This is a genomic window from Trichocoleus sp. DQ-A2, assembly GCF_039961915.1.
In the GTDB taxonomy this organism is placed as follows: domain Bacteria; phylum Cyanobacteriota; class Cyanobacteriia; order Cyanobacteriales; family FACHB-T130; genus FACHB-T130.
Genome location: NZ_JAMPKD010000011.1, coordinates 67,918 through 91,752, shown reverse-complemented (window position 1 = coordinate 91,752; position 23,835 = coordinate 67,918). Strand labels below are relative to the sequence as shown.

General features: G+C 48.3%; 15 protein-coding genes. 4 read left to right on the top strand and 11 right to left on the bottom strand.

Going from position 1 to position 23,835, the window contains the following annotated elements:
* Window positions 1-437: 437 nt before the first annotated feature.
* The 3 genes from NC997_RS12935 to NC997_RS12925 all read right to left on the bottom strand — a co-directional run bounded on the left by NC997_RS12935 (window position 438) and on the right by NC997_RS12925 (window position 6,719).
* On the bottom strand, window positions 438-4,673 hold the full coding sequence (locus NC997_RS12935) for a PAS domain S-box protein (RefSeq protein ID WP_190527832.1): 4,236 nt from the start codon (window positions 4,671-4,673) through the stop codon (window positions 438-440).
* Window positions 4,674-4,989: 316 nt separating this feature from the next.
* Window positions 4,990-6,117 (bottom strand): aldo/keto reductase, encoded by a 1,128-nt coding sequence (locus NC997_RS12930; protein ID WP_190527829.1) that lies wholly within the window; start codon window positions 6,115-6,117, stop codon window positions 4,990-4,992.
* Window positions 6,118-6,218: 101 nt separating this feature from the next.
* The gene (locus tag NC997_RS12925; protein ID WP_190412793.1) at window positions 6,219-6,719 is read right to left on the bottom strand and encodes a bifunctional nuclease family protein; all 501 of its coding nucleotides are present in this window, start codon (window positions 6,717-6,719) and stop codon (window positions 6,219-6,221) included.
* Between the two features lie 132 nt (window positions 6,720-6,851).
* Between NC997_RS12925 and NC997_RS12920 the strand changes: the two genes are divergently transcribed.
* Window positions 6,852-7,022 (top strand): hypothetical protein, encoded by a 171-nt coding sequence (locus tag NC997_RS12920; RefSeq protein ID WP_190439813.1) that lies wholly within the window; start codon window positions 6,852-6,854, stop codon window positions 7,020-7,022.
* Window positions 7,023-7,110: 88 nt separating this feature from the next.
* On the top strand, window positions 7,111-7,818 hold the full coding sequence (locus tag NC997_RS12915) for a riboflavin synthase (protein ID WP_190527827.1): 708 nt from the start codon (window positions 7,111-7,113) through the stop codon (window positions 7,816-7,818).
* Between the two features lie 41 nt (window positions 7,819-7,859).
* Here NC997_RS12915 and NC997_RS12910 read toward each other — a convergent pair whose 3' ends face one another.
* Together NC997_RS12910 and NC997_RS12905 are read right to left on the bottom strand one after the other, a co-directional pair.
* The gene (locus NC997_RS12910) at window positions 7,860-9,530 is read right to left on the bottom strand and encodes a M23 family metallopeptidase (RefSeq protein WP_242031384.1); all 1,671 of its coding nucleotides are present in this window, start codon (window positions 9,528-9,530) and stop codon (window positions 7,860-7,862) included.
* A gap of 118 nt (window positions 9,531-9,648) precedes the next feature.
* A complete protein-coding gene (locus NC997_RS12905; RefSeq protein ID WP_190527825.1) occupies window positions 9,649-10,476 on the bottom strand; it encodes a biotin--[acetyl-CoA-carboxylase] ligase in 828 nt (275 codons plus the stop codon).
* 95 nt (window positions 10,477-10,571) lie between these two features.
* On the opposite strand from NC997_RS12905, the gene pgeF reads away from it, so the two are divergent.
* Complete coding sequence (gene pgeF / locus NC997_RS12900) at window positions 10,572-11,363, top strand: peptidoglycan editing factor PgeF (RefSeq protein ID WP_190429690.1); 792 nt, start codon at window positions 10,572-10,574, stop codon at window positions 11,361-11,363.
* 232 nt (window positions 11,364-11,595) lie between these two features.
* Here pgeF and NC997_RS12895 read toward each other — a convergent pair whose 3' ends face one another.
* The 3 genes from NC997_RS12895 to NC997_RS12885 form a co-directional block, all read right to left on the bottom strand.
* Window positions 11,596-14,166, bottom strand: a complete 2,571-nt coding sequence (locus NC997_RS12895) for a hypothetical protein (RefSeq protein WP_190527824.1) — start codon at window positions 14,164-14,166, stop codon at window positions 11,596-11,598.
* Between the two features lie 465 nt (window positions 14,167-14,631).
* Window positions 14,632-16,785: an iron uptake porin gene (locus NC997_RS12890; RefSeq protein WP_347276115.1), complete on the bottom strand. Its 2,154-nt coding sequence runs from the start codon at window positions 16,783-16,785 to the stop codon at window positions 14,632-14,634.
* 453 nt (window positions 16,786-17,238) lie between these two features.
* Window positions 17,239-17,931: a RibD family protein gene (locus NC997_RS12885; RefSeq protein WP_190429670.1), complete on the bottom strand. Its 693-nt coding sequence runs from the start codon at window positions 17,929-17,931 to the stop codon at window positions 17,239-17,241.
* 263 nt (window positions 17,932-18,194) lie between these two features.
* Here NC997_RS12885 and NC997_RS12880 point away from each other — a divergent pair, with 263 nt between their 5' ends.
* Window positions 18,195-20,366 (top strand): sensor histidine kinase, encoded by a 2,172-nt coding sequence (locus tag NC997_RS12880; protein ID WP_190527821.1) that lies wholly within the window; start codon window positions 18,195-18,197, stop codon window positions 20,364-20,366.
* A gap of 179 nt (window positions 20,367-20,545) precedes the next feature.
* On the opposite strand, the gene NC997_RS12875 is transcribed toward NC997_RS12880, so the two are convergent.
* From NC997_RS12875 to NC997_RS12865, 3 genes are all read right to left on the bottom strand, one after another.
* A complete protein-coding gene (locus NC997_RS12875) occupies window positions 20,546-21,628 on the bottom strand; it encodes a Gfo/Idh/MocA family oxidoreductase (RefSeq protein WP_190527819.1) in 1,083 nt (360 codons plus the stop codon).
* A gap of 90 nt (window positions 21,629-21,718) precedes the next feature.
* Window positions 21,719-22,348: a ribonuclease III gene (rnc, locus tag NC997_RS12870; protein ID WP_190527984.1), complete on the bottom strand. Its 630-nt coding sequence runs from the start codon at window positions 22,346-22,348 to the stop codon at window positions 21,719-21,721.
* A complete protein-coding gene (locus tag NC997_RS12865) occupies window positions 22,284-23,693 on the bottom strand; it encodes a DICT sensory domain-containing protein (RefSeq protein ID WP_190429667.1) in 1,410 nt (469 codons plus the stop codon). The genes rnc and NC997_RS12865 overlap by 65 nt, the downstream gene beginning before the upstream one ends.
* Between the last annotated feature and the right edge of the window lie 142 nt (window positions 23,694-23,835).

The following is a 23,835-nucleotide window of genomic DNA, read 5'->3' as shown; positions in this document are numbered from 1 at the left end:
TATAAAGGTTGTCCTGCTTCCTGAATTTAGATTTTATCAATCTGTAATAACATTTATTTAAGTGAAATTATGCACCCTCTCACTGGATAAAAGTCTATTTTTATACTTTTTCAAAGCCAAATCTACCAGCAATATCTATGGGGTTATCCATAAATATTAGACAATTAATTCATTATAATTTCACTCGCAAGGGAAAGTAAATTAATTGAATTCAAAATTTTATATTTAATGCTTATCAAAAATAAATATAAGAAGTTCTTACCTTCCTATAGTAACTAACCTTATTAATCGAACCTAGGTAACGGTCAAGCCGCCTAGAATGAAAAAATCAGCGAAGACAGGAAAAGAATGTAGAGGAAGATTTTTTCTAAGTTTGGTATATAAAGATACCGTTATTAAAATCCTTGCTATAACGGGTTAAAACTAGCCCCTGAAGCTTAACAATCCCCGCTCAACGGTAACTTAATCGTAAAGGTTGTACCCACTCCGACTTCACTTTCTACGGTGATTTTGCCTTTGTGTAAGTCTACAAAGTTTTTAATAATCGCTAATCCTAAGCCAGTTCCAGGAATATTGCCAACATTAGAAGCTCTATGGAAGGTTTCAAACAATCGTTGCCGATCTTGTGGAGGAATGCCAATTCCTCGATCTTTAATTTGGAAGATGGCTTCCCCATTGTGGCAGCTAAGTTCGCATTTTATAATACCCCCCCCTGGGGTATATTTGATAGCATTTGAGAGTAAATTGCTGAGGATGTGGCGCAGCAGTTTTTCATCAATGCAAGCTGCGAGACATTCTCCCTGACTTGAGAAAATTAGGGAATGGCGATCGCCTGCTGTTAGTTGCATTTCTGCTACAAGGTCTTGGCAGAATGTTTCTAGCTCTATCGCGGCAGGGTTAAACTCTGTCTTGCCAGCTTCATTTTTGCCAATAAGCAACACTTCATCTAACATCCCGTCCATCCGTTGAACAGCAGTTTTAATTCGATGCAGATGAATCCTTTTCTTCTCTTCTGTCCATTTAAAGCCGTAATTTTCAAGCAATCCAGCCGAAAACAAAATAGTCGATAACGGGGTACGAAATTCGTGAGAAGTCATAGAAACAAAACGGGATTTTAGTTCGTGCAGTTCCTTTTCTTTTTCCAAAGCATTGCGAATTTCTTCTTCTGCTCGCTTGCGCTGCATGAATAATCCCAATTCAGTTGAAGCGGAAATCAGTTCGATGAGTCGTTCGTCTTGTTCGCAAGATTCAAACATATAAAACACAAGGACAGCCAAAACAGTATCATCAGCAATAATTGGAATTCCTAAAGCGGCTTTTAATCCAATTTTCATTGCCAAATTTACCCTGAAATAAACTTGATGCGACTCACCGGAAACATCTCGTTGCCACTCTGGTTGTTTTGAGACCCAGACACGACCGGGTAACCCAATCCCTGGTGCAAAGGTCAAGTTCTCGCCTCCTTGCCGGAATTCCTCTAGACAAGTGGCACGGCTATACCAACCTCGACTGCATTCGAGAACGCTGTTGTCGGATTGTGGAATCCAGGCTTCCCCAAAATCCCAGCCAGTGGCTTCACACACTTTCTGGAGTGCTACGAATAGCGCTGAGTGAAAGTCTGGAGACTCAAAAATAGCTTGGGTCATGGTTTGCAGAAAATAAACCTCCTCCTCCGTTCGCTTGCGATCGCTAATATCCTCTGCAATTCCGGCAATTCGATAGACTTGCCCTGTCTCGTCCCGAACTGGAAAAGAGCGATCGCGTATCCAGCGAATCGTCCCATCCGGGCGGATAATCCGATATTCGTAGTCGTCCACTTCTTGCTGGCGTTTTTCAAGCCCATCTATCACCGACTGCCGATCTTCTGGATAAATAGAATCCAGCCAAGATTCAGGCTGCTGATAAAGGCTTTCGCAAGTTTGCCCCCATACATGCTCGTAAGGGGGACTGATATAGAGCATTTGTTTCTCATCGGGAGTCGTCATCCAGAAAACTTGCGGAATATTTTTCGCTAATTGGCGGAAACGCTCTTCCGATTCCCGTAGCGCTGCTTCTATCTGCTTGCGTTCGGTAATGTCTTGAATGGTGGCAGTGCTAAATTGGGGGGCACCGCTGGGACTGCGAATCAAAGAAACGGTCAAGTAGCCCCAAGCCACATGACCATCCTTGCAGATATAGCGCTTTTCCAAATGGTAAGAATCCTGCTTTCCAGCCATTAACTCTTGGTAAAGTTCCCGGTCTTGCATGGCGTCATCTGGATGCGCCAACTCACTGAAAAGCATCCCTTGTAGTTCTTGTTCGCTATAACCTAAAATTTCCCGAAACTTGGGATTACTTGCCAAAAGCCGCCCCTCTAAAGTGGTCAGGACGACACCCATCGCTTCTCTTTCAAAAATTGTTCGGAATCGCTCTTCACTTTCCCTCAGAGCTTCTTCAGATTGTTTGCGTTCGGTAATGTCCCGATCTATACCGCGATAGCCACAAAATTTCCCAGAGCTATCAAAAACTGGGACGCCACTGGTTTCTAGAACAACTCGATGACCGTTTTTGTGGATGTTGATATTTTCTAGGCAAGAGAATGGTATTGCTTGGGCAGCAATTGGCCCAAAAGTGTTCGCAATCCGGAAGGCTTCTTCCGGCGGCATTAAGTCAAAGGGCGTTTTTCCCAAAACTTCTTCAGGTTCGTAACCTAAGATGTCGCGCACTTTGGGACTTGTGTAAATGTAAACAGCATTCTCATCTACCTCCCATACCCAATCGCTGGTAGTTTCCAGCAAATTGCGGAACCGTTCCTCGCTTTTTTGCAATGCCTCCTCTGCCAGTTTGCGTAGCGTGACGTGCCGGAGGCTTTCGCTGATATCCCGAATAATACTTAATAAAACTCTTTGATTGTCAATTACCCAGCTTTGGGAACTGACTTCCACTGGAAAAGTGCTGCCATCTTTGCGGCGGTGAGTGGTAGTAAATAAGATGCCTCGCTGTTCTGCTTGCTCCAGTTGTTGAGCGATCGCTGTATGAGTTGGAGGATCTCGCAAGTCCTGAATGTTTAAGGCAACAATCTCTTCGCGTTCGTAACCGTATGCCTGAATTGCCGCCTGATTCGCTTCGATAATTTGCCCTTGATTCCCAATAAACAAAACAATGTCACGGGCATGTTCCGATAGCAATTGATAATGCTTTAAGGTTTCTTGAGCGAGCTTGCGTTCGGCAATCTCTGCTTGGAGTGCCTGGACAACATCTTCTAGCTCAACAGTACGCTCTTGGACTCGGATTTCTAACGCTTCATTTGCTTGCCGTAAGGCTGTTTCTGCCTGCTTGCATAACATCGTCTGCCGTTGCCTTTCGCTGATGTCTGCGGTACTACCGTAGTAATAGAGAACGCCATCCTCTATGGCAGGTCTCGCTGTAATTTCAAACCAGCGATCGCCTCTATGAAGAGTGTGAAAAAGATAAACAACCTGATAGGGTTCGCCTTTGGTAATTGCTTCCCAAGCTATCCGAATTGCTTCTTGGGATTCATGCCCTAAATCGACTCGATCGTCCCAAACTTGATAATTCTCAAAAAATGCCTGTGTAGAAATGCCGCTGAGTTCGGTTAGGATCTCGCTGGCATGGATAAACTGGGTGGTTGCAGGGCAGAACTTCCAGACAAAACTGGGCAGCATATTAAAAATTTGATTAATCTCGCCAGCACTTCGCTGAAGTAACGCTTCAGCGGCTTTGCAGTCTGTGATATCTTGCAATTCCCCCAAAATCCGAATCACTCTTTGTTTTTGCTCATCCCATTGCGATCGCGCATAATTTCGTAACCATCGAACTTCACCGCTACGGGTCACGATCCGGTGTTCGCTAATCTCAGAGGAACCAGAAACTAGGTTGAGAAAGTTTTGCTGAACTTTTAACCAGTCGTCGGGATGAATAAGCCGCCGCCAGCCATCAAGAGTGATAATTTCCGCGAACGTGTAACCGCTAACTCGCAAAAAGGTCTCTGACACCCATTCGGTTGTCATTTGACCGTCAGGGGCAACTGTTAGGCAATAGGTAAACTCAGAGGTCAGTTCTGAGATAACGCGATATTGTTCCTTACTGTCGAACAGTGCTTGCTCTGTTTGCCTACGGCTGGTAATGTCTTCAACGGTGCCTTCGTAGTAAAGTAGCTTGCCACTGCGATCGCGCACAGCACGGGCATTAGAAGAAATCCAAATGCAACTGCCGTCGGAGCGATTAACCTGAGATTCAAATCCCGTTACGGCATCAGTTTTTTGGAGTAACTGGTACAACTCCAAATTGCTCGCGTGCCAATGAAGATTGCCAATAAGTTCATTCGGTGAGTTGTAGCCATAAATGCGTGCCAGCGCTGGATTCGCATTCATATAGCGTCCATCGTCCGTAACTTGATAAATTCCCTCAACAGTGTTCTCAAAGATACGGCGATAATTCTGTTCGGATTGTTGCAATTGTAAGCCAGCGCGAATTAGAACATACAACAACCCGCTAATAGATAGAATAAATCCCCACTCTTTCAGCGTCTCTAACTGGATTAAAAACGCTAAATTCTTGCTCAGTAAATTAAGTATTTCATTCCCAGAAACAATATAAATAATGCTAATTAATATATAAATAGATACAATTCTGCGAACTAGATTTTCTGTAGAGGTAAGCTGATTTTTCATGACTACCAAATATAGTTATGGAATATTCAAAGCCCACCTTCTCAAAGTCAAACTTTAAACCAACCTTAACCAATGGATTAGCAAAATTCTTTTTTAAGCTATTTTACATAAATCAATGTGTCGGTAATCCAGATCACTAAACATCTTAACAAGTATATATCTTTAGATAGGTGTAAAACTTAAACCAATAAGCTAGAGATACTGTTCATCGTCGGAGTGATAACAGCATCAGGCAAGGGCACAAATACCCTGTCCATACATCCTGGTTGCCTTAAAATCTGTTCACGCAACTATCTTTACGCAACTACCGTTACGATTATTCCCAAAGCCGACGCCTAGGTTGTCCATTCAGACGCTGGTGAGAATCACGCAAAAGCGCTGGAATGTCTAAATGTTGAGGGCATCGGGGCAGACAGTCACCACAGTCAGTGCAGCGATCGCCTTTCATCCCCGGAAACCAGTGACCGGCATTTTCAAACATTCGGTAGCGGTATTGACCATACGCTGTCATGTCATAGGCAACCGCTAAATTACGCAGGCGCAATATTTCTGGAATATTGATGTTTTCTGGACAGGGCAGACAAGCGTAGCATTGACTACATAAATCTGGAGAGATTGCGCCTAAATGAGCTTGTAAGCGGTCGAAAACAGCAATTTCCTCCGGTTTCAGCGGTTCATCGCGCTCAGCAACCGCTAAACATTCCGTCAATTCGCTGGGGTTCGCTGGGCCAACACTGAGGGTGGTAACGCGGCGATCGCTCAACAGAAACCGATAATTTAGTTCTAGGGGTGAAAAGGGATGGCACAGATGTTGAAGCGTTTCCGGTGGCGTGTAGAGTAGCCCCCCCTTATCCGCTGGTGAAATAATAAAAATTCCCATATCCTTTTGGTTGGCTAACTCAACCGCCGGGGCATGGCGCTGGAAAAAGTAATAATAATGCAGGTTGACGAATTCAAATAAATTGGTGTTAATCGCCGCTAGAATCACATCCAGCGGCCCGTGGGTGGAGAAGCCAACGTGACGAACTCTGCCATCTGCCACGGCTTCCTGCACGGCCTGCATACAACCTCCATCCGCTTGCACCCAGTTTAAATGTTCCCAGGTGTTAAGGCCATGAATCGCCAGACAATCCACAAAATCAGTCTGGAGGTTCAAGAGCGACTCATCAATCCACCGACGCATCGTATCGGCGTCACTGCTTGGGGGAAGTTTGGTAGTGATATAAAGCTGTTCTCGCGACTGGGGCAATCCTGCGGCTAAAGCGGCACCGAGATATTCTTCGCTTTTGCCGTAACCCCTCGCGGTTTCTAAGTGATTAATTCCACAAGCAACGGCTTGATGCACCGTCTGGTAGGCATCTTCAAAGGAAGCCAGACAGCGCATCGTCCCGCAAGAAAACACTGAAAGCGGTAAATTTGTTTTTCCAAACCGCCGATAACGCATAAAAAGTAAAAAGAAAGAGCAAGAGACAGCCGCGATCGCCCAAGTAAAAAGTTCATTTTCTTGCTTTTGGCTTTTGTCTTTTTACGTTTGCCCTTGGTGTGCTATGATTCCGTGCTGGAGCCTCCTCGCTGGATCAAATCTTCCGGTCGAAGCTTCGATACAAAATCACGGAAGGCTCGGCGTTCTGCCTCATCGGCATCGCGATCGACAGGGATAGAAGCATCAGCAATGACTTCTTCCATCACCCAAATCGGACTGCCAGTGCGGATGGCGATCGCGATCGCATCACTAGGCCGAGCATCAATCTCCTTTTTTACCTCACCCTGCCGGACACTCAAGATCGCATAAAAGGTATTGTCCTGAAGCGAGTGAATAATGATCCGCTCTAAGGTCATATTCCAAACGTCCAGGATATTCACCAGGAGGTCATGAGTCAGGGGACGGGGAGGGGTTTGTTTTTCCAAAGCGCTGATAATTGCCTTTGCCTGATCTTGCCCAATATAGATTGGCAAGGCTCGTCGCTCCGAGGCATCTTTGAGCAACACAATCGGGCTGCGCGTCACGGCATCTAATGCAATTCCAGCGACTTTCATTTCAATCATCAGCTTGGCCTCTAGAACACGGTAGGCGTCGGGGGGGATAAAGCAAAGCTATAAACTGGTACTGGAGGTAGTGGGGTTTAACAAACACGCTTGCGGTTCTAATCACCTTACCAAGCGAAGGTACAACCAGCTATGAAGACTTGGTTAAGTTGGGATCAACAAAGCTGTATCTCCCAGTATGCCTCAGTCTTAGAACGATTCGCTGGAGATTTTACTAAAAAATATAGACCGATTGCCTTCATCCCTTCGCTGGTTGTTCGCTATCAGTTATCAGTAGGTCGAAATCCGATTAATTACATCTAAAAGCAAGTTGTTTTTCGGTTTTTTCACTGAATCATGAGCGACGACCGTTTGCCAATGACCGTTATTTACCTAATTTCACTTAAAAACAGTGTTTACCGGATTAATTCAAGCTCTAGGAACTATTAATTCTCTGGGAGAAGACCGTTTTGGGCTTTCCTGCGTGGGAGATACTTGTCAGCTGATACTGTCAGATTTAGCGATTGGCGATAGTGTGGCGGTGGATGGCGTTTGTCTGACGGTAGAGGAAATTTCGCCTCAAGGCTTTGTGGCAACCGCTTCTCCGGAAACTCTCAGTCGCACCACCTTAGGACAGCGAGAACAAGCCGCCGCATACGTGAATTTAGAAACCTCTCTCCGGGTTGGCAGCAAGCTAGGAGGACATTTTGTGACAGGTCATATAGACGGAATCGGCTGTCTGCAAGAGTCGGTACAAACTGCTACTTCCTGGGAAATGCGCTTTGAGATACCGGCAGCAGAGGATGGGGAGCAACGCCAGATTGCTCGGTACATTATCCCCAAAGGCAGTATTGCCGTTAATGGGGTGAGTCTGACGGTGGCAGATTGCGACCCTGATGGAAGTTGGTTTAAGGTGGCGGTGATTCCTCATACTTATGCCGAGACAAACCTACCTTATTTACAGACTGGCAGTTTGGTGAATTTGGAAGGAGATATTCTGGGCAAGTACGTGGAAAAATTTCTGCGTTATCCAGCACGAACATCTGAGCAGAATGCACCCGCTACGATCGGGATGGATGGAATTACACCCGCTTTCTTGGTAGAACACGGGTATCTTTAGAAATCAAAAATTAAAAAAGATGAATTTTTAATTTTTAATTCTTAGCTGCCTGGTTGCGGGGTTAACGGAGCCGATGACGCTGATGGAACGGAAGGAGCGGAATGGGCGGTTTGCAAAGCTTTGATCATTTGCGCCAGACCATATTCCAAGTAGGCATCTGAGTCCACCGCCATCCAGCCTTCTTGCGTTAGCTGGCGGATTTCAAAGTGAAGGTGGGGACCTGTAGAATTGCCGGTACTACCAACCCGCCCAATCACGGTTCCTTGTTCGATCTGTTGACCGGGTTGAACCAAAATTTCCGACAGGTGAGCATAGAGAGTTTCTTGGGTTTCGTTGTGTTTGAGGACAACAGCTTGACCATAGCCGCCCATCCAGTCAGCGATCGCAACCTTCCCCGCAAAAGCTGCCAGAACGGGTGTACCCAGAGGTGCCCCTAAGTCAGTACCTGCATGGAACCGGCGAGTGCCGGAAATCGGATGCGTCCGCCACCCGAAAAGCGAGGTAATTGGCGCAGGAATCGCCAGTGGGAATATTAAGCTGGTATTGCCGTTAGCCAAGCCCCGGAAAATGGTCGGAATCGGGGCTTTGTATTCGGGCACATTGAATGGAATAGAGCTTTGGCTGCTGCCAACGTTATTAGCAGCGATCGCCGTCGCTCGAGTAACGGCAGAGGAACCCAAAGACCTGGAGCGACGACGGTTAATTGAGCGAATGCCTTGAGGGCGATCGCGAATCGGGTCAATTCCAACAGGACTTGCAGAGGCAACCAAGATTTGCTGACGGATCTCCCGTTCTGGCTGGTTTACCGCCAAACGGGCGCGGCTGACTCTACGATTCGCCAACCCAGAGGTCCGTAATGCTTCCGGTACGTCTGTGTCACTTGCGTACTCCCTACGGCTTCTGGTCGGGTAGGTTAATCTAGCAGTTTCCCGTAGACGGTTGGTGTTCCTAGACGGTATCCGTGCAACACCACAGGTTCCACCAGATAAACCTTGCCCGCTTTGCAAGACTCTTTGACATCCTGTTGACCGTTCCGAGAGTACAACGGCAGGTGGTTCATCGTAAGAACGAATCGGCTCCTTGGCTCCACCCGTTGCACCAACACTATAGTCAGTCGGATCGATATAGCTATTGTTGTAGTCGCTGGAACTCATCCCACTTTTTTGGGCTTTGCTTGGTCTAAGCTTGGGCGGCTTCACATAAGAAATCGTGTTTGGCTCCACCAACCTAGGAGGAGCAAGTTTTGCTCTTTTTGGAACGGCGACCGATGTCTCTGGCGCTGATACTGGAAGCGAACGGCGACGGACAACAGCAGGTTCTGGAGCTGAACGGCGACGACGGACAGATGTTGTCTCTAACGCACGCTGACGAGCCAAGCGGCGGCGACGGACACTCGATGAAGCGTTCTCTGCGGCTGGAGCCGAGCGACGGCGTACAAAATTTGGCTCTGGTTCTGGTTCTGGTGCTGAAGCTGAACGGCGACGAACAACAGTCCGCTCAGTCCCTTTCCGGGGGTTAATCTCCATTTTTACAGTAGGCGGTGCCTCTTGAGTGGTAGGCGTGCCTATTGTGTCTATGCTTGGATCGCTTTGTGCCCAAACAAAACCGCTGCTGAGGACACCAAGACCTCCAATCCAACTGAGTCCCTGCACCAGGGGACGGCGGCAAAACAGACCAAACGGAGTACAACTAGGGTGGTTTCGCTGGCTCATTTCCGAATCACTCCTCATCTCACTCACTCTATAGGGTCATACTGGTTAGTGTTTTTGGTATAAAGACATGGCTATCGTCTCTACCCCATCCATTTTCACTTCCAGAGCTTGTGTAAAATTACTGATCGTAGCCAAGACTGATTGTACCGGGCTTGAGGCAGATTTCCTCGGCATCTGCTAAAGAGTTCAAGCGGACTTGAAGTTCGCCGGTGGATGCGACACCCACAATGACTCCAGCGCGTCCGTCTACGATGACAGAACACCCCTTGCAACTGAGAAGCTCCACGTAAGCGGGAAGTAGGGCGTCTATTCCTTCTAGGGAAACGTGTCGATATCCGGATAAAATACCCTGCAAAGTTATTGCCGCTAATCTTTCCAAGGCGTTAGCGAACCGTGCGTGTAAGGCATTCGCTTCGATTGGCTGCTGCTGCAAAAAGGATTCCAGATTGATGCCAGTTTCCGGGACTGGATTCGCCCAGTTAATTCCCACACCCACAACGGCTTTGGTAATCCGTCCTTGTTGCACTCTAGTTTCGGTGAGAATGCCCCCTAATTTGCGTTTGCACAAGATTAGGTCATTTGGCCATTTAATCAACGCTGGGATGCCGTAACTCCGCAATGTGGTAGCAATTCCCCAAGCGCTGCATAGGGTCAAATGAGCGCTATTGGTTGCAACTAAATCGGGAGCTAGCGCGATAGATAGGTAAAGTCCGCCTGTACTGGATTGCCACTGGCGTCCCCACTGACCCCGCCCAGCGGTTTGCTGAAGGGCAATGACAACGGTTCCCGGTGTTGCTCCTCGATCGAGCAGTTCCCAAAGGGTTTGATTTGTGGAAGGTAAAGTCTCAAAGATATGGAAAGAAAGCGGTAGAGAAACATCCCCTAAAAAGGCTTCCAGACAATGCCGATCGAATGCCACGGTTGCTAACAAATTGATTCGTAGCATAAGTTAGCATAATGTCACCGATATTTCAGGAGTTCCGAATGGCGATGCTTTCCCGCACCAATTTGAACCTGGGCGCAGGAGAATCACAAACTTCTATAAATACCTGGCACTGGCGGACTTGGGAAGGATTGCCCTATCTAACTTGTAGCTTGCTAGAACGCTGGTCTCACGGATTTTTTACTCAACAATTTTCGCCCCGTTCTCCGGCAGAATTAGTCAGCGTTTTACAGCCGGATGCTAAGGTGTATCGCGTGAAACAGGTGCATGGCAATAGGGTGATGACGCCCTCCGAAATAGAAGCGGCAACCCGTGAGGGTCAAGAGGGGGACTCCCTACCCCCCGCTGATGGGATTGTCAGCGAGCAGGTTCAGCAGGCAGCATGGGTGTGCAGTGCCGATTGCACGCCGGTTTTAATTGCCGACCCCCAGACGGGACAGGTGGCAGCGATTCATGCGGGTTGGCGCGGGACTGCTACCCGAATTGTCCCCCAAGCGATCGCCCGTTTCCTAGCTTCCGGCAGTCAACTCCAAAATCTGCTGATTGCGATGGGTCCCGCGATCGCAGGTGATGTCTATCAGGTGTCTGTGAATGTCGCATCCGAAGTAGGAGCCAGCATCTTACCAGATAAAGATCCGCACAAAGATACAGAATCCATTCTTGATGCCTTGCAGCAGTTGCCACATTCACCGTTATTAGAAGATTCGCAACCAGGACGGGTGCGACTAGATGTGCGGCGAGTCAACCAGCTGCAACTGAAACAACTGGGAATTTCTAACGAACAGATCGCGATCGCGCCTCACTGTACCTACCAGGAACCAGACCGTTTCTTCTCTTACCGGCGGGACAAGCTCAAAAAAGTCCAGTGGTCGGGAATTGTAAGTAAATAAGCTGTTTTATTGTTTAGAAACGGGGCGCACGTTGAACGTGCGCCCCGTTTGTTGTTTGTGGATATACGTGCCAAAAAAATCGCCTCCAGTCCATGACTTGGAGGCGATCGCTACACGATTTGTCTAACTCAAACTAGAACACCTTGTTGTTGGTCTATTTTCCTGCTTTCAGGAGCATGAGCTAAACCTTTGTCTTCAAACAGATAGCGATCGCTATCTGTTTGAGTTGTGACTATTGTTGAGTAGCAGGGGCTGTTGTATCGCTGGATGGGGCAGCATTTAAGCCTTCTGTACCACCTGTTGTCGGAGTAGTAGTCGAGGTGCTGGCGTCATCGTCATCGCCATCATCATCGCCATCATCATCGCCATCATCATCGCCATCATCATCGGCTTCAGGAGCTGATGTTTCAGCATCATCATCATCATCACCATCGTCATCGACTTCAGGAGTCGATGTGTTGGCGTCGTCATCCTCAGAGGTGTTTGTAGTAGGAGCTGGCTCACCCGGTGCAACAGTTGCGGGAGTAGACGGAGTGGTGGTTGAAGTCGTGCCTTGAGTTTCCGTTGTGGTAGAAGTTTGTTCAGCGCCAGCGTCACCTTCGACATTAGAAACCTCCTCGGTCGAAATCTGACGGAGACCGACCAAACCAAAACCCAAACGGCTTTCTGGTCCTAATTGCTGATAGGCTGCGACTGCCCGACCTTTCTTTTGCTTGTAGGTACCGAGAGCCAGACCCTGGCTATTTTGGCGCACAACCAGTAACCTTTTCTTGCCACGACCTTTCTCCACAAAGACTCCAACAGGGCCACTGGATGTAGAAGCAACGTTGTAGACCTTATTGGAACTCTGGACGAAGGAATTAGACAGAGAAATCAGATTGAAGGTTGTGCTGTTGTAAATGGTGATAAGCGATCCGCCATTCCCCCCGGCGCTAGTGCTGCCGCCGCTGCCGCCGCTGCTACCGCTGGTGCTACCGCCTGTGCTACCACCTGTACTACCTGTGCTGGTGCCGCCGCCTGTGCTACCACCTGTGCTGCCACCTGTGCTACCGCCGAAGCTACCACCGCCGCTGTTGCCGCCGCTGCTTCCTGTGCCTATGCTGCCACCACCGAAGCTGCCGCTAGAGTTGTCGATAACGCTGTTAAAGTTACCACCATTTTGGAAGATGAGGTTGTAGCTCAAGCTTGTTTTAGAACCAAACCCTGTGTTTTGGCCTGTAGCTGCACCTGCACCTGTCGAGTAGGAGCTGCTGCTGCTCTGGTAAGAGGTATTGCTCGTATTAACATCGTATCCACTTGTTCCACCCAATTGGCTGGCAACTGCACCAACAGTGAATTGGGTACGACCTTGACTTTCACCTTTTAATTTAAAGGCACTCCCTCCTTCTTGCCCAAATTCAAACTGTGTTTTGCTGTTATCGCTTAGATAGCCAACCGTGCTGTTGCCATTAATTGTGGTGATGCCATTCCCTTCGCCTGTAACTTTGAACTTGATTGCAGAATTACTAAAACTGCTGGGATTTGTCAGCTCAAGCTTAGTAGTACCACCGAGTTTAATATCTGTGCCAACTCCGGTGCCCTCAATCTTGAATTTTTCGCCTTCAACTTTGAATTTGGTTTGAGCATTATTGCTGCTGAAGGCTACCTTGTTAGTGCTGCTAAAGGTTTGTGCGTCGGCAGTGCCGGTGCCACTAGCGGTTGTAATTTGACTACTTGTTTGTGAGTCGTCGCTATCGGTTGTAGTTGCGGTGTCAGTATCGCAACCGCAGGGAGTTTGAGTACCAGATTGCGTGCCGGTTGCGGTCGTAGTTCCGCCTGTTGTGGTGCCGCCTGTTGTGGTGCCGCCTGTTGTGGTGCCGCCTGTTGTGGTGCCGCCTGTTGTGGTGCCGCCTGTTGTGGTGCCGCCTGTTGTGGTGCCGCCTGTTGTGGTGCCGCCTGTTGTGGTGCCGCCTGTTGTGGTGCCGCCTGTTGTGGTGCCGCCTGTTGTACTAGGTTGATCGGAAAAAGTGCTGCTTAAGGTGCCGAATCCTTGACCTTCTAGCTCAAATTTTGTCTTTTGCCCCAAGCTAGTAGATGGAGGAAGAGGAATAGAGCTGCCGCCATTGAACTTCAGGGATGTCGGCAAACCAATATTGCCCGCAGTGAGTTTGCCCTCAAAATTACCAACTTCTAAAACCCCAGATTTGGCAGTGTAGTTAGCCTGAGACTGAGTAGATAGTTTGACGTTTGTAACGGGCAGGAAAACTAGCGGAGCCGAACCTGTCTCCTTAGGAGCAATCAGCGAACCGCCCAAAAAAGCGCTGCTTGCAAAGGAATTCAGAGTAAAGTCTAGTTTCGTGGGGATGTTCGAGAAGGGAACAGCTGCGCCACCAGAAGTGAAGGCTAGACCGGATAGGGTACCGACTAAGCTACCTTTGTCATCTTTTCCAGGACGACCAATGTTGCCAGCACCGACGTCTTTGAAGTCTGCTGCCTGGGGTACGAAGCGAGCAGAGCTGGTGTTACCGGAAGTTGTTTGCAGTTGCAGTGTGGTGACGGCAGCGTCAAACAAAACCGGGCTACTTGTACCACCAGTAGTCCCAGTAGTAGTCTGTGACTGTAAAGGCGAAAAGAAGGCAGCTTGCCCTCCTAACAGACCGCCTGTGATTGAAATCGACTGAGATTGAGTGCTTGTAGCGGAAGTAGAAGTCGTAGTAGGAGCAGCAGTCGTAGTCGTCTGAGCGTGAGCTGTGGGAGCCAGAGCGATCGCCAAGCCTCCAGCGATACCGAAACAAACAGCATACTTGGTTGATTTCGCAATCATGTTAGGACTCCATCAGTGAGTAGAGGACAGGGTAAGTAGCAGAATCTAGCTCAATTCGATAGTCAACAGGGGATCATAAGTTTCTTCAGCATTCATCCTGAGCAAGCTCAGAACTAGAAGTATTAGAAGAGAGTAATAACAGCATCCTGATTGAATAAGCATTAGGGCAAGTGTGACTAGCATTAAGTAGAACTAGGTCATACTTGCTTAGCTTTGCTTGTGCCCGTGTTTGGATAAATGACTGTCTGGTTTCTCAACGAGTTCCCAGGTTTTTGCAAAGTTTTTGTAAAGTTATTTACCAATTTTATATACGTAAATACACTTAAAAAATTGTTCTATTTTCGATTGCTACAAGGTTTGCGTTGAAATTACTTAAGAAGTTAGTTGTAATGTTTTTATAAAGTTATCAGGGAGACCCCTGAAGAAATCTCCCTGACAAAGCGATCGCTACTTTTCAGCCCACTTTTAGAAAGTAAAAGTGGTTCGGATGGCACCGATTGTGATTGTGTCGTTGTCCTGGTTGTGAAGCGGATTAAATAATACGATCACCCCTGGCGTGACCGTAATATTGTCAGAAACCCGGAAGCGGTAGAAAGCTTCTACGTGAGTTGTACTTCCTGGCTGACCGCCTTCATCTCCAAAGCCACCCTCACTAATAAAATCAGGGTAGTTTCTTCCAATTGGCAGGTCACTACTGGTAATTTTGGGCGGCTGACCGACATAAATACCGCCGAGGTTGCCTTCACCAAGCAGATCGGGGAAATTGAGGTAAGCCATCCAATTGAATGTCTCTACATTTCCTGATATTCCTTGCGGGTCAGAAGTCGTGTAGCCGCCCCAACCGCCAATTGTAATGTTGGGCGTTGCTCGGAATTCTAAACTGGCACCAAAAGCATTCGTATTAATCGGTCCTCTGCCTGCCGGAGTCGGTAAGAGAACCAAATCATCCCCAACGCCAGTCCCCAATCTTCCAAACGGAGAGTAGGAGTTGACGTATTGCAGAGCAATATCAAGCGTATTCAGCGGCGATACGACTAACTGCAAGCCAGCTGCGGTTTCTCCATCTTGTCCACCGCCGATACCCCCACGAAAAGCATCTGCGGGTCTGCTGGCAGAGTAGACGCCTTGTAAACTGATCCGTGGATTGACTTGCCAGTCAAAGCCTAAGCCTCCACGTCCCCCGGTATTAATAATTGGGTTGCGTTGAGCAAAGCGGGAAAGCGGCCCTTGACCGGCACTTTCTACGCGGTTTGCTCCCCGGAAAACGTTCACTGGGTTGACCCCTTCCGGACCGATGATGAAGGCAAAATTATTACCGATTAACTGACGATAAGTGAGGTCGCTCAGTACAATGTCGTTCCCAGTGTCTCCTTCATATCCCAAGAAGACCATGTCGTTGTTGAGCAAACGAGGTCCCGAATTTCCAGAACCCGCTTGCAATCCAGTCAGCAGCAGGCTGCGAGGACTGAACTGGGTGAACAAACTTAACTGGACGTTGCTAATAACGTTGGGATTTGTATTCTGGTCTTCTAATCGGTTCCCAGTTGATTTTCGGTTCAGGAACAACTCAAATTCATTCTCATTGCGTCCCTGAACGCCGACGACTGCCTGTCCAAATAGCTTCGTCGTGGTTGAGAACTGATGGCTTTCCAAGAAAGCGGTACGACCTTCCAGATTATCTACCCGCGTCCGTAGGGTCGCCAGTTCCGGCCCAAACTCATCAACGAGTCGTCGCAGGGTTTCTAAATCCGCTTCGGTAGCTGCATCAGCCGAACTAGCGGCAATTAATTTCTCAATTTGCTGAAGACAGGCATTTACCCCTGCGGCAAATTCATAGCGACTGAGTGCCCGGTTGCCGCGAAAAGTGCCATCAGGATAGCCTGCAATACAGCCGTAACGCTCTACAAGACTTCGCAATGCTTCGTAAGCCCAGTCGCTTGGTTCCACATCGCTCAACTGGGACACATTGGTGACTTGATCCAATGGGTTGGCTTCCATGTCCTCTGGGTTTCCCATTTCCAAAGGATCGCCCGCTGGAAGCACTTGTTCGCTAGCCTCTTCAGAGGGCAGCGCTTGAGCTTGCAGGGTGTTGGGATTGCTAACAGTTGCTGCGTCTACAAGAGTGCGAGCCTCTTTTGTTGTTGCAGATGCAGTGAAAGATGTATCCAAGCTGCGACGGCTAGCAGACAAAATAGGAGACTTTGTAGTCGAAAATTTTGGTAAACTAGCTGCCGGTTGCAACTGGCTTGTTTCAGTTGGGGGGGTTAAATTTACCGCAGTGGCAGATTCTTGAGTTGCCGCTAAACTAGGCGAACTTGCTGCCGATTCCGTCTGCGATGCTTTTAGTTCTGGCAGTACATTCGCCGATGCGAGTGTTCCCTCGGATGCAGCTGCCGCCAGCGAATTTGCTGTCGTTTTTGCCTTGGTTACATCCGTTCCTGTCGCTAAATCTGTAGATGTCGAGAATCCCTGAGTTGAAGACTGGACTGCCTCAGCAGCTGTGGTTGGGTCGATATCGGTGGCTGCAATCGCCGGGGAGAGGCTAACTGCTAGTAAGCCAAAGGCTGTAAACACTAGCGCTGAGGATGCTGTTTTCTCTATTCTCCACTGGGATTTCACGGGTCTAAAACTCCTCAAAACACACCATACTTGCTGAAATTTTACAACAATATTGTGTCAGTCGCTACTAACGCTTTGGATTCCTTTTCATTCGTTAGGGATTGAGGTTGGCAGTTGACGTTTACCCAAAAGGAAAGTTCCTGGCTGAGTTTCTTTTTTTTATAATCGCTGACAAAAAATTGCTCCTAGGGATTAACGGAGAAGCAATTTTTATACACGGAGGTTTGATACTCTGCGCCTAATTACTCAAGGTCATCTGAGGCAAGTGTGCGATCGCGCACTTGTCTGGGATGTACACAGCCGAAACAGGCGCGATCGCTTCTTCTGGGTCAAATTAGTTTATAAATCCTAACAATGAGTGTCCGAGCGATTTTCAACATCATTTCTGTTTCGTTCGTGCAATAGAGATTGTGCAAATAATTGTCAACTTTCATCTACAATTACCAAATTCAACTAACGCTGCCGCCGGTAGTGTAGAAAAACTTCTTGCTCAATCGACTCGACTGACAAGAGTTCCAGCCTAGGTGCAAAATCTGCCAAAAATCCAGAACCTTCTACTGGCGTCGGTGCTGTCGCTCCTCCTAAAATTAACGGACAAACCGTGAACCAGAATTCATCGATTAAATCAGCCGCCACTAAAGCACCTACGAGTTCCCCACCTCCTAGGACAGCGAGATGTTCCAAGCCTAGCTCCCAGAGCTGTTGAAAAGCAGCAATCCAGCTAATTCCATCGGTCGTTGCCTCCACTTCTAGAACCCGCTCAAATTCTGAGCATCCTTGCCAGCGCTTGGCACCTGCCTCTCCTGTAAGTAACCACCGAGGTATGGGTTGACGAAAAAAGCGCCATTGCGGATCTAGATTGGCTGATTGAGAGCAAACAATTTGGACTGGTTGGAGCGATCGCCCTCTCTGTTGTCGCCAGCGGAGCAAATCGGGATTCGTGACGCTCAGCGTCGTACCGTAAGCGCGGAGAGTACCCGCGCCAAATAAAACTCCGTCCGCTTGGGCAATCTGTTTTTCCAGGTGCGCCAGATCCGCTGGAGACGAAAATCGGGCGCGATCGCGACGAATATCCGCAATCTTGCCATCGGCACTCATTGCCAAAACAACTGTCGTAGAAGGGCGTTTCCAGACAAATCCCGTCATCGCTGCTGGTCGCTCAAATATTTAATTAAAGTTTAAGAATTGCTTATATTACGGGAATTAGTGTAGAGATTCCACAAAGTCAACCTTTCCAGAGTATACGAGGATCTGGAACCGTTCTAGGATGGAATGGATCTGTCAAACAGTATCGCTCTACCAACACGATTAACCCAGAAAAAAGTAGGCTAATCAATACCCCCATTCTGATGGGGTGATTTTTGAGAATTCTTGCTATTGGGTTTTACACCTCAAATTAGAGAAGTCCTATGGCTAAGCCGGGTCAATCCTCCTTCCGTCGCATCCTGCTGTCACGCATTTTGCTTTTGAGCGTCCCGGTACTGCTGATGGGGGTGTATGTAACCTACAGAAAAGCACGATCTAGCATACTGGAAACCGCTCGCCAAAATCTTACCGAAAGTGCAGTGAGAAAAGGAGAGAGCATGAGCGAGTCAATTAAAGCGCTCTCTGCCAACTTAGTGACTGCAAGTGAAGCAGTCGTACTGCAATCGCGATCGCCCGAAGCGCATCAAAAATTTTTAAACCAACTCGCCCAACAATTGCCAACGCAAGTCCAGTGCATTCAACTCATCAACGTTGAGACGGGAAACATTGCTGCCAGCACTTGTGGGGAGAAACCCATCAGTACGCTAGATGCAAGTCACTGGCCCCAGCAGCAACAGGAATTACTGTTAGATACTTCCAAGGTGCAGGTGAAATCGCTGCTTCCAGGCATCTCCCCACCCAATTCAACCGTTAAAGAGAATCAACCCAGCCCAAAAAGCCAACTAAGATTGATTTTCAGTGCGCCTGTTTATGACAGCACGGGTTCTCTGCGTTATGCCCTGAGTGTCCAATCAGCTCTACTGAAACAAGAGCGTGCCAAACCAGGGTCTCTGAGTGGCTATCCAGTGGTGATTGACCAGGATGGAACCATTTTGGCGCATCCGATTACCCAGCGAGTTGGAAGAAATATTAAGCAGGAGGCAGATGGGGAAAGGCTCGAAACGGTCATGAAAAACGCGATCGCGGGTAGAAATGATTTTCTGCACTTGTTTTCTTTCGAGAAAAACGGTGTGGAATTACTCGCAGGGTATACCCCGATTCCCAGCCCGATTAGCAACCAGCCGGATCGCCAGTGGGTTATCTTAGCCGTCACTCGCTTAGATAGTGCCTTATCGGGTCTAAAAGAAATTCAACAGGTGCTGGTGATTCTGACATTCGGCTTAATCGCCGCTAGCCTGCTGGCAACGCTGTATATCTCTCGCGAACTGGCGCTGCCATTGGAGCAATTGAGAGACTACGCTGGGTCGAAAGGGCACTTTCACTCTACAGATCGAGTTCCTCAAAACTTCAAAATCCGGGAATTCAATCAATTATCGGAAGCCCTCGATAATATGGTGGAGCGACTGAAAGCATGGGCAGAAGAAATCGAAACAGCCTGGAAAGAAGCACAAGCAGCGAATCAGCTGAAAAATGAGTTTCTAGCGAATACTTCTCACGAACTAAGAACTCCCTTGAATGCGATCATTGGTTGCATTCGCCTGGTACGCGATGACTGCTGCGATGACCGCGAAGAAGAGATGGATTTCTTACAGCGAGCGGATGATGCAGCGATTCACCTCCTGGGAATCATCAATGACGTTCTGGATATTGCCAAAATTGAAGCGGGTAAGCTTTCCGTCGTCATGGAGGCAGTCGATCTGCGAAAGTTGCTTAAGGAAGTGATTGATTTACAGGCTGTTCCGATTCAGCAAAAAGGTTTGCAGTTTAATACACCAGATTTGCCAGAATCGATTCCTGTTCGTACTGACCCCGCAAAACTCAAGCAGGTGCTGCTAAATGTGGTTGGCAATGCGACTAAATTTACTGAAAAAGGCAGCGTTACGATTACCACCCGGATAGAGACTAGTTATGGCAAAGAACAGGCAGTGGGGAATTCTGTCCCTCCTAGCTCTCATTTATCGAATGGGGTCACTCAAGCCGCGACAGTGAGTCATGAAGAACAAACAAAAATCCAGGCGGCGGCATCTGTGAGCAATGGGCAAGAAGTTAGAGGAGAAGATGCCTCTAGCATCTCGAATGGAGCTTCTAACCTTTCTCGAAGCCTTCTAACAGGAACTGCGAACTCTCTCAAAGAGCGTCTCGTGCCTTCTGCGCGTGTTGTTGTAACAGTTCACGATACAGGGATTGGTATTGATCCGAATCAACAGCATAAGCTCTTTCGCCCCTTTGTCATGATTGATGGCACGACGACTCGGAAATTTGGCGGCACAGGTCTGGGACTCGCAATTTCTCGGAACTTAATGGAACTGATGGGAGGTAGCATTACGCTATCAAGTGCAGGAGCTGGTCTGGGCACAACCGTGGAGATTGCCGTGCCCATGATTGATACTTCAGTGTTGCCAACTCTTGAGTCTACGAATGCGGCAAAAAATTAAGAATTCAGCTATCTGTTTGACTGCGGAATGAAACCCACTCCTCGTTGACGAGGAGGGGTTTATAGAAGGCATCTCAATGGTGAAAATTTACCTCAGACTCTTTCTTCAATCTCTCTGTTTACATACAGGGAAACGTAAGATTTCGCGATCGCCTTGAAAGAGGAAAAATTGAAGAAGCTTTAATTTTTCACGGACTGGGGAACTGTAACCGTCAGTCCTCCCTGTTGTAAAGATTCGCTCAGACATCGAAGAATCTGTACCAGCTGGGCACCCACCCATCCCGAAGAAATCTCTGAAGATTGGTTCTGGTGGATACAGCTCAAAAAGCGATCGCAAACTCGCCCTAAAGGTTCGCCCGGTTCTATGCTCAATACTTCCCGGCTTTGATTGGCGGGCGTATAAGGGCCAGCACTGGTCTTTTCAAAGCGTCCATGCTGAATGCTTAGCGGTGCCTCTGCTTGTAACTCATCAAAAATCAAAGTTCCCTCACTCCCCACCACACACAGGCGACGCTGTTTATCAGGATTCAGCCAGCACAGATGAATGAAGGCTTGAAAGCCGCTAGGGTAGGTGAGTGTCGCCCAAACAAGGTCTCTTAAAGGATGAAAAATCAGGGATGAGGGAGGAGTCTGAGAATTGACTTCATCTTTGATTCCGGCTTCTTGGTGCAAAAAAACGGTGCCGCTGGCTTGCACCTGAGTTGGCGTTGCCTGAAGCCAATTGTTGAAAATATTAATATCGTGGATGGCTAAGTCCCAGAGTGCATCAACATCCTGGCGCACAGGGCCTAGATGGGTACGGGTGGCGTAGCCATAGCGCAAATCTCCGAGAATTCCAGATTGGACAGCGGTTTTACCGCGTTCAACCGCTGGGTGAAACAAATAGGTGTGGTCTACGAAGAGTTGCCGGTGCTGTTGTTCTGCTAATCGGCACAGTTCTATGGATTCAGACGGATCGAGGGTGAGCGGTTTTTCTGATAAGACGTGATAGCCTTGCCGGAGAGCATCAGCGATCAAGGTGTAGTGCGTCGTGGCTGGGGTTGCGATCGCAACTGCCTCGACTTCCGGCATCTGCTGCACCTGGGACCATTCGGTTGTTAGCAGCACGCTGTCATCTAACTTAAACCGTTCTCGAAGTGCTTCCAGGCGCTCCTGCTTCGGGTCTAATACCGCGACCAAGCGGGATTGAGGATGCTCTAGGAAATTCCGCACGAGATGTACACCCCAGCGTCCAGCCCCCAACACAGCAATTCCAGTTTTCATCGTTGTTTATTGTTCGTTGTTCATTAAAGACTGGCTAATTGTTCTTTGTCATTCCCCATTAACCAGTCTTCAAATTAGCCATGAACTAGGCTAATTGCTAATGGCTAAAAAAGCTTCCCTCGCCGCAGCTTGTTCGGCAGCTTTTTTAGAATGTCCCTTGCCTTGACCCAATCGACGCCCTTGCAGCCAAACCTCGGCGGTAAAACGTTCTGGATCGCCGTGAATTCGTCTGGTTTCCTCGACTCGATATTCTGGCAGCATTTGGTAATGACCTTGCGTCCATTCCTGGAGGGCGTCCTTGTAGTTTTGGTAGGCTGGGTCTGTCCGAATTTCGGATGCCAGTTGTTTAAAATGAGAATCTAGCCACGGACGCACTAGTTCTAAGGTATGCGTACTCAGGTACAGGGCACCCAACACCGCTTCAAAGGCGTCTGCCAACCGCGAGGTAAGACCTGCTTTGTCACCTGCTGCACTTTCAGAAATTAACAGGTAGCGATCTAGTCCGTAACTATCTGCAATACCGGCTAAGGTGCGATCGCTCACCAGTACCTTGCGAATTGCCGAAAATTCACCCACAGAACAATCAGGATAAACTTCCCATAAAAATTCAGACGCTGCCATCCGCACTACCGCATCCCCCAGGAACTCCAATTGCTCATAGTTCGCCGTTGTCGAAATTGTGGGGTGGGTGAGCGCTAAGTTGAGGAGCGACCACTGCACTGGTACCTGCGGTGGAAGCCCTAACTTTTGGATCAGACTTTGCAGCTGCTTTTGACGAGGAGGATAGCTGAGATTCATGGGAATGCGTTGGACTTAGGGGAACCCCAATCATTTTTGCAACATCACTGAACAGCGCCTCAACCTGAGCCATCAGTTCTCGTTGAATTGGTAAGAGGTGGACTTCTTCCCGGAGTTTTTGCTGCAAATCGCGCAGGCGGGCGATGGGTTGACGCAACTTGGAGATTGTCTGCTCTAAGTGTTTGGCACGTCTGAGTTGTAACACGACATCCCCGCTGAGCTGGGTCTTCTGTTCGATGAGTACCGCCAGCATTTTAGCGATCGCCATCACAGTCTGACCGTCTTCCTCATTCCATTGCTTTGGTTCTCTACCACCAACCGTCACCACACCGTAAACGCGACGACGACCTTGCAGCGGCGCTGCCATTAGCGTTTGAGCCGTGGGCATCAGGGGTTCCATCAAACCATTCTGGCGCACATCTTCAACATAAATCAATCTACCCTCACTGATTGCTTTACCGCTAGCTCCATCGCTAATTCCGACAATTGGTTTGTTGGTACTGATGTTGCCTGCTGCGGAAACTACCATAAAATTGTCATTGTTCAAGTTGAGGGCGATGACGGCATCGGCGGCACCAAAATTGGTAAATAATATCTGCACCGCATCTCGCAATATACAAGGCAAAGGCTGATACTGCGATAGAGCGGTGGAAAATTTATGCAAGGTAGAAAGCTGCACCCAACGGCGGTGACTCGTGAGTTCGGCTTCTTTAAGCCGTCCCAGCAACCGTCCATTAATTTCGGCAATGTGGGCACTTTGCTGAACGTAGTTTCGCGTTCGGATCGGCTGGTAAAACGTCCCCATAACTTGGGACATCAGCAACGAAACCCGCGCCACTACCTCTTCATCGTAAGACCACAGCCCATCAAAGCTTTGACTACTGCTGTTGCGTTCTGGCCCTTCCACGGCTTGAGTCAATACCGCCGTCCAGAAATCGGGGGTATCAACCAGCCAAAACCGCTCCCTGGACAAGGCTGAGTTAGGCTCAAGCCCAATAAATTCGATTCCCGGAATTTCGGGGGGATGAACGTCGGGAACACCAAATATAAAGACCCGCCGACATACCTCACCTAAGTAACTATATCGACGGAGATGTTCAAGGAAGTGAGAGAAACGCTGGAAGCCAGCAAACAAATCAACCGGAAGTTTGTGGTTGAGCAACTGATCTTCGAGGAGATCGCCGATAACGTTCATCGTTGCGATCGTGTGAATACCGCGCAATTCTTGGTATTGGTTCGCAATCGAGCGGAACAATGATATGTCCACTAAGCCACCCTGATTAACAAGAGTTCAAAATCGTGTAAATATCGCTTCTGGCAGACAGATTACCGCTAAATGTTACGGGTGGCTATGCAAAATTTCTTGAAGTCTTGACTTTTGTGACTGCATCAAGAGAAAAACAAGCTCA

Excerpts from the sequence above, each read along its gene's own strand:
- NC997_RS12935 (WP_190527832.1), bottom strand. The coding sequence starts at position 4,673 with ATGAAAAATCAGCTTACCTCTACAGAAAATCTAGTTCGCAGAATTGTA.
- NC997_RS12930 (WP_190527829.1), bottom strand. The coding sequence starts at position 6,117 with ATGCGTTATCGGCGGTTTGGAAAAACAAATTTACCGCTTTCAGTGTTT.
- NC997_RS12925 (WP_190412793.1), bottom strand. The coding sequence starts at position 6,719 with ATGATTGAAATGAAAGTCGCTGGAATTGCATTAGATGCCGTGACGCGC.
- NC997_RS12920 (WP_190439813.1), top strand. The coding sequence starts at position 6,852 with ATGAAGACTTGGTTAAGTTGGGATCAACAAAGCTGTATCTCCCAGTAT.
- NC997_RS12910 (WP_242031384.1), bottom strand. The coding sequence starts at position 9,530 with ATGAGCCAGCGAAACCACCCTAGTTGTACTCCGTTTGGTCTGTTTTGC.
- NC997_RS12905 (WP_190527825.1), bottom strand. The coding sequence starts at position 10,476 with ATGCTACGAATCAATTTGTTAGCAACCGTGGCATTCGATCGGCATTGT.
- NC997_RS12895 (WP_190527824.1), bottom strand. The coding sequence starts at position 14,166 with ATGATTGCGAAATCAACCAAGTATGCTGTTTGTTTCGGTATCGCTGGA.
- NC997_RS12885 (WP_190429670.1), bottom strand. The coding sequence starts at position 17,931 with ATGACGGGATTTGTCTGGAAACGCCCTTCTACGACAGTTGTTTTGGCA.
- NC997_RS12880 (WP_190527821.1), top strand. The coding sequence starts at position 18,195 with ATGGCTAAGCCGGGTCAATCCTCCTTCCGTCGCATCCTGCTGTCACGC.
- NC997_RS12875 (WP_190527819.1), bottom strand. The coding sequence starts at position 21,628 with ATGAAAACTGGAATTGCTGTGTTGGGGGCTGGACGCTGGGGTGTACAT.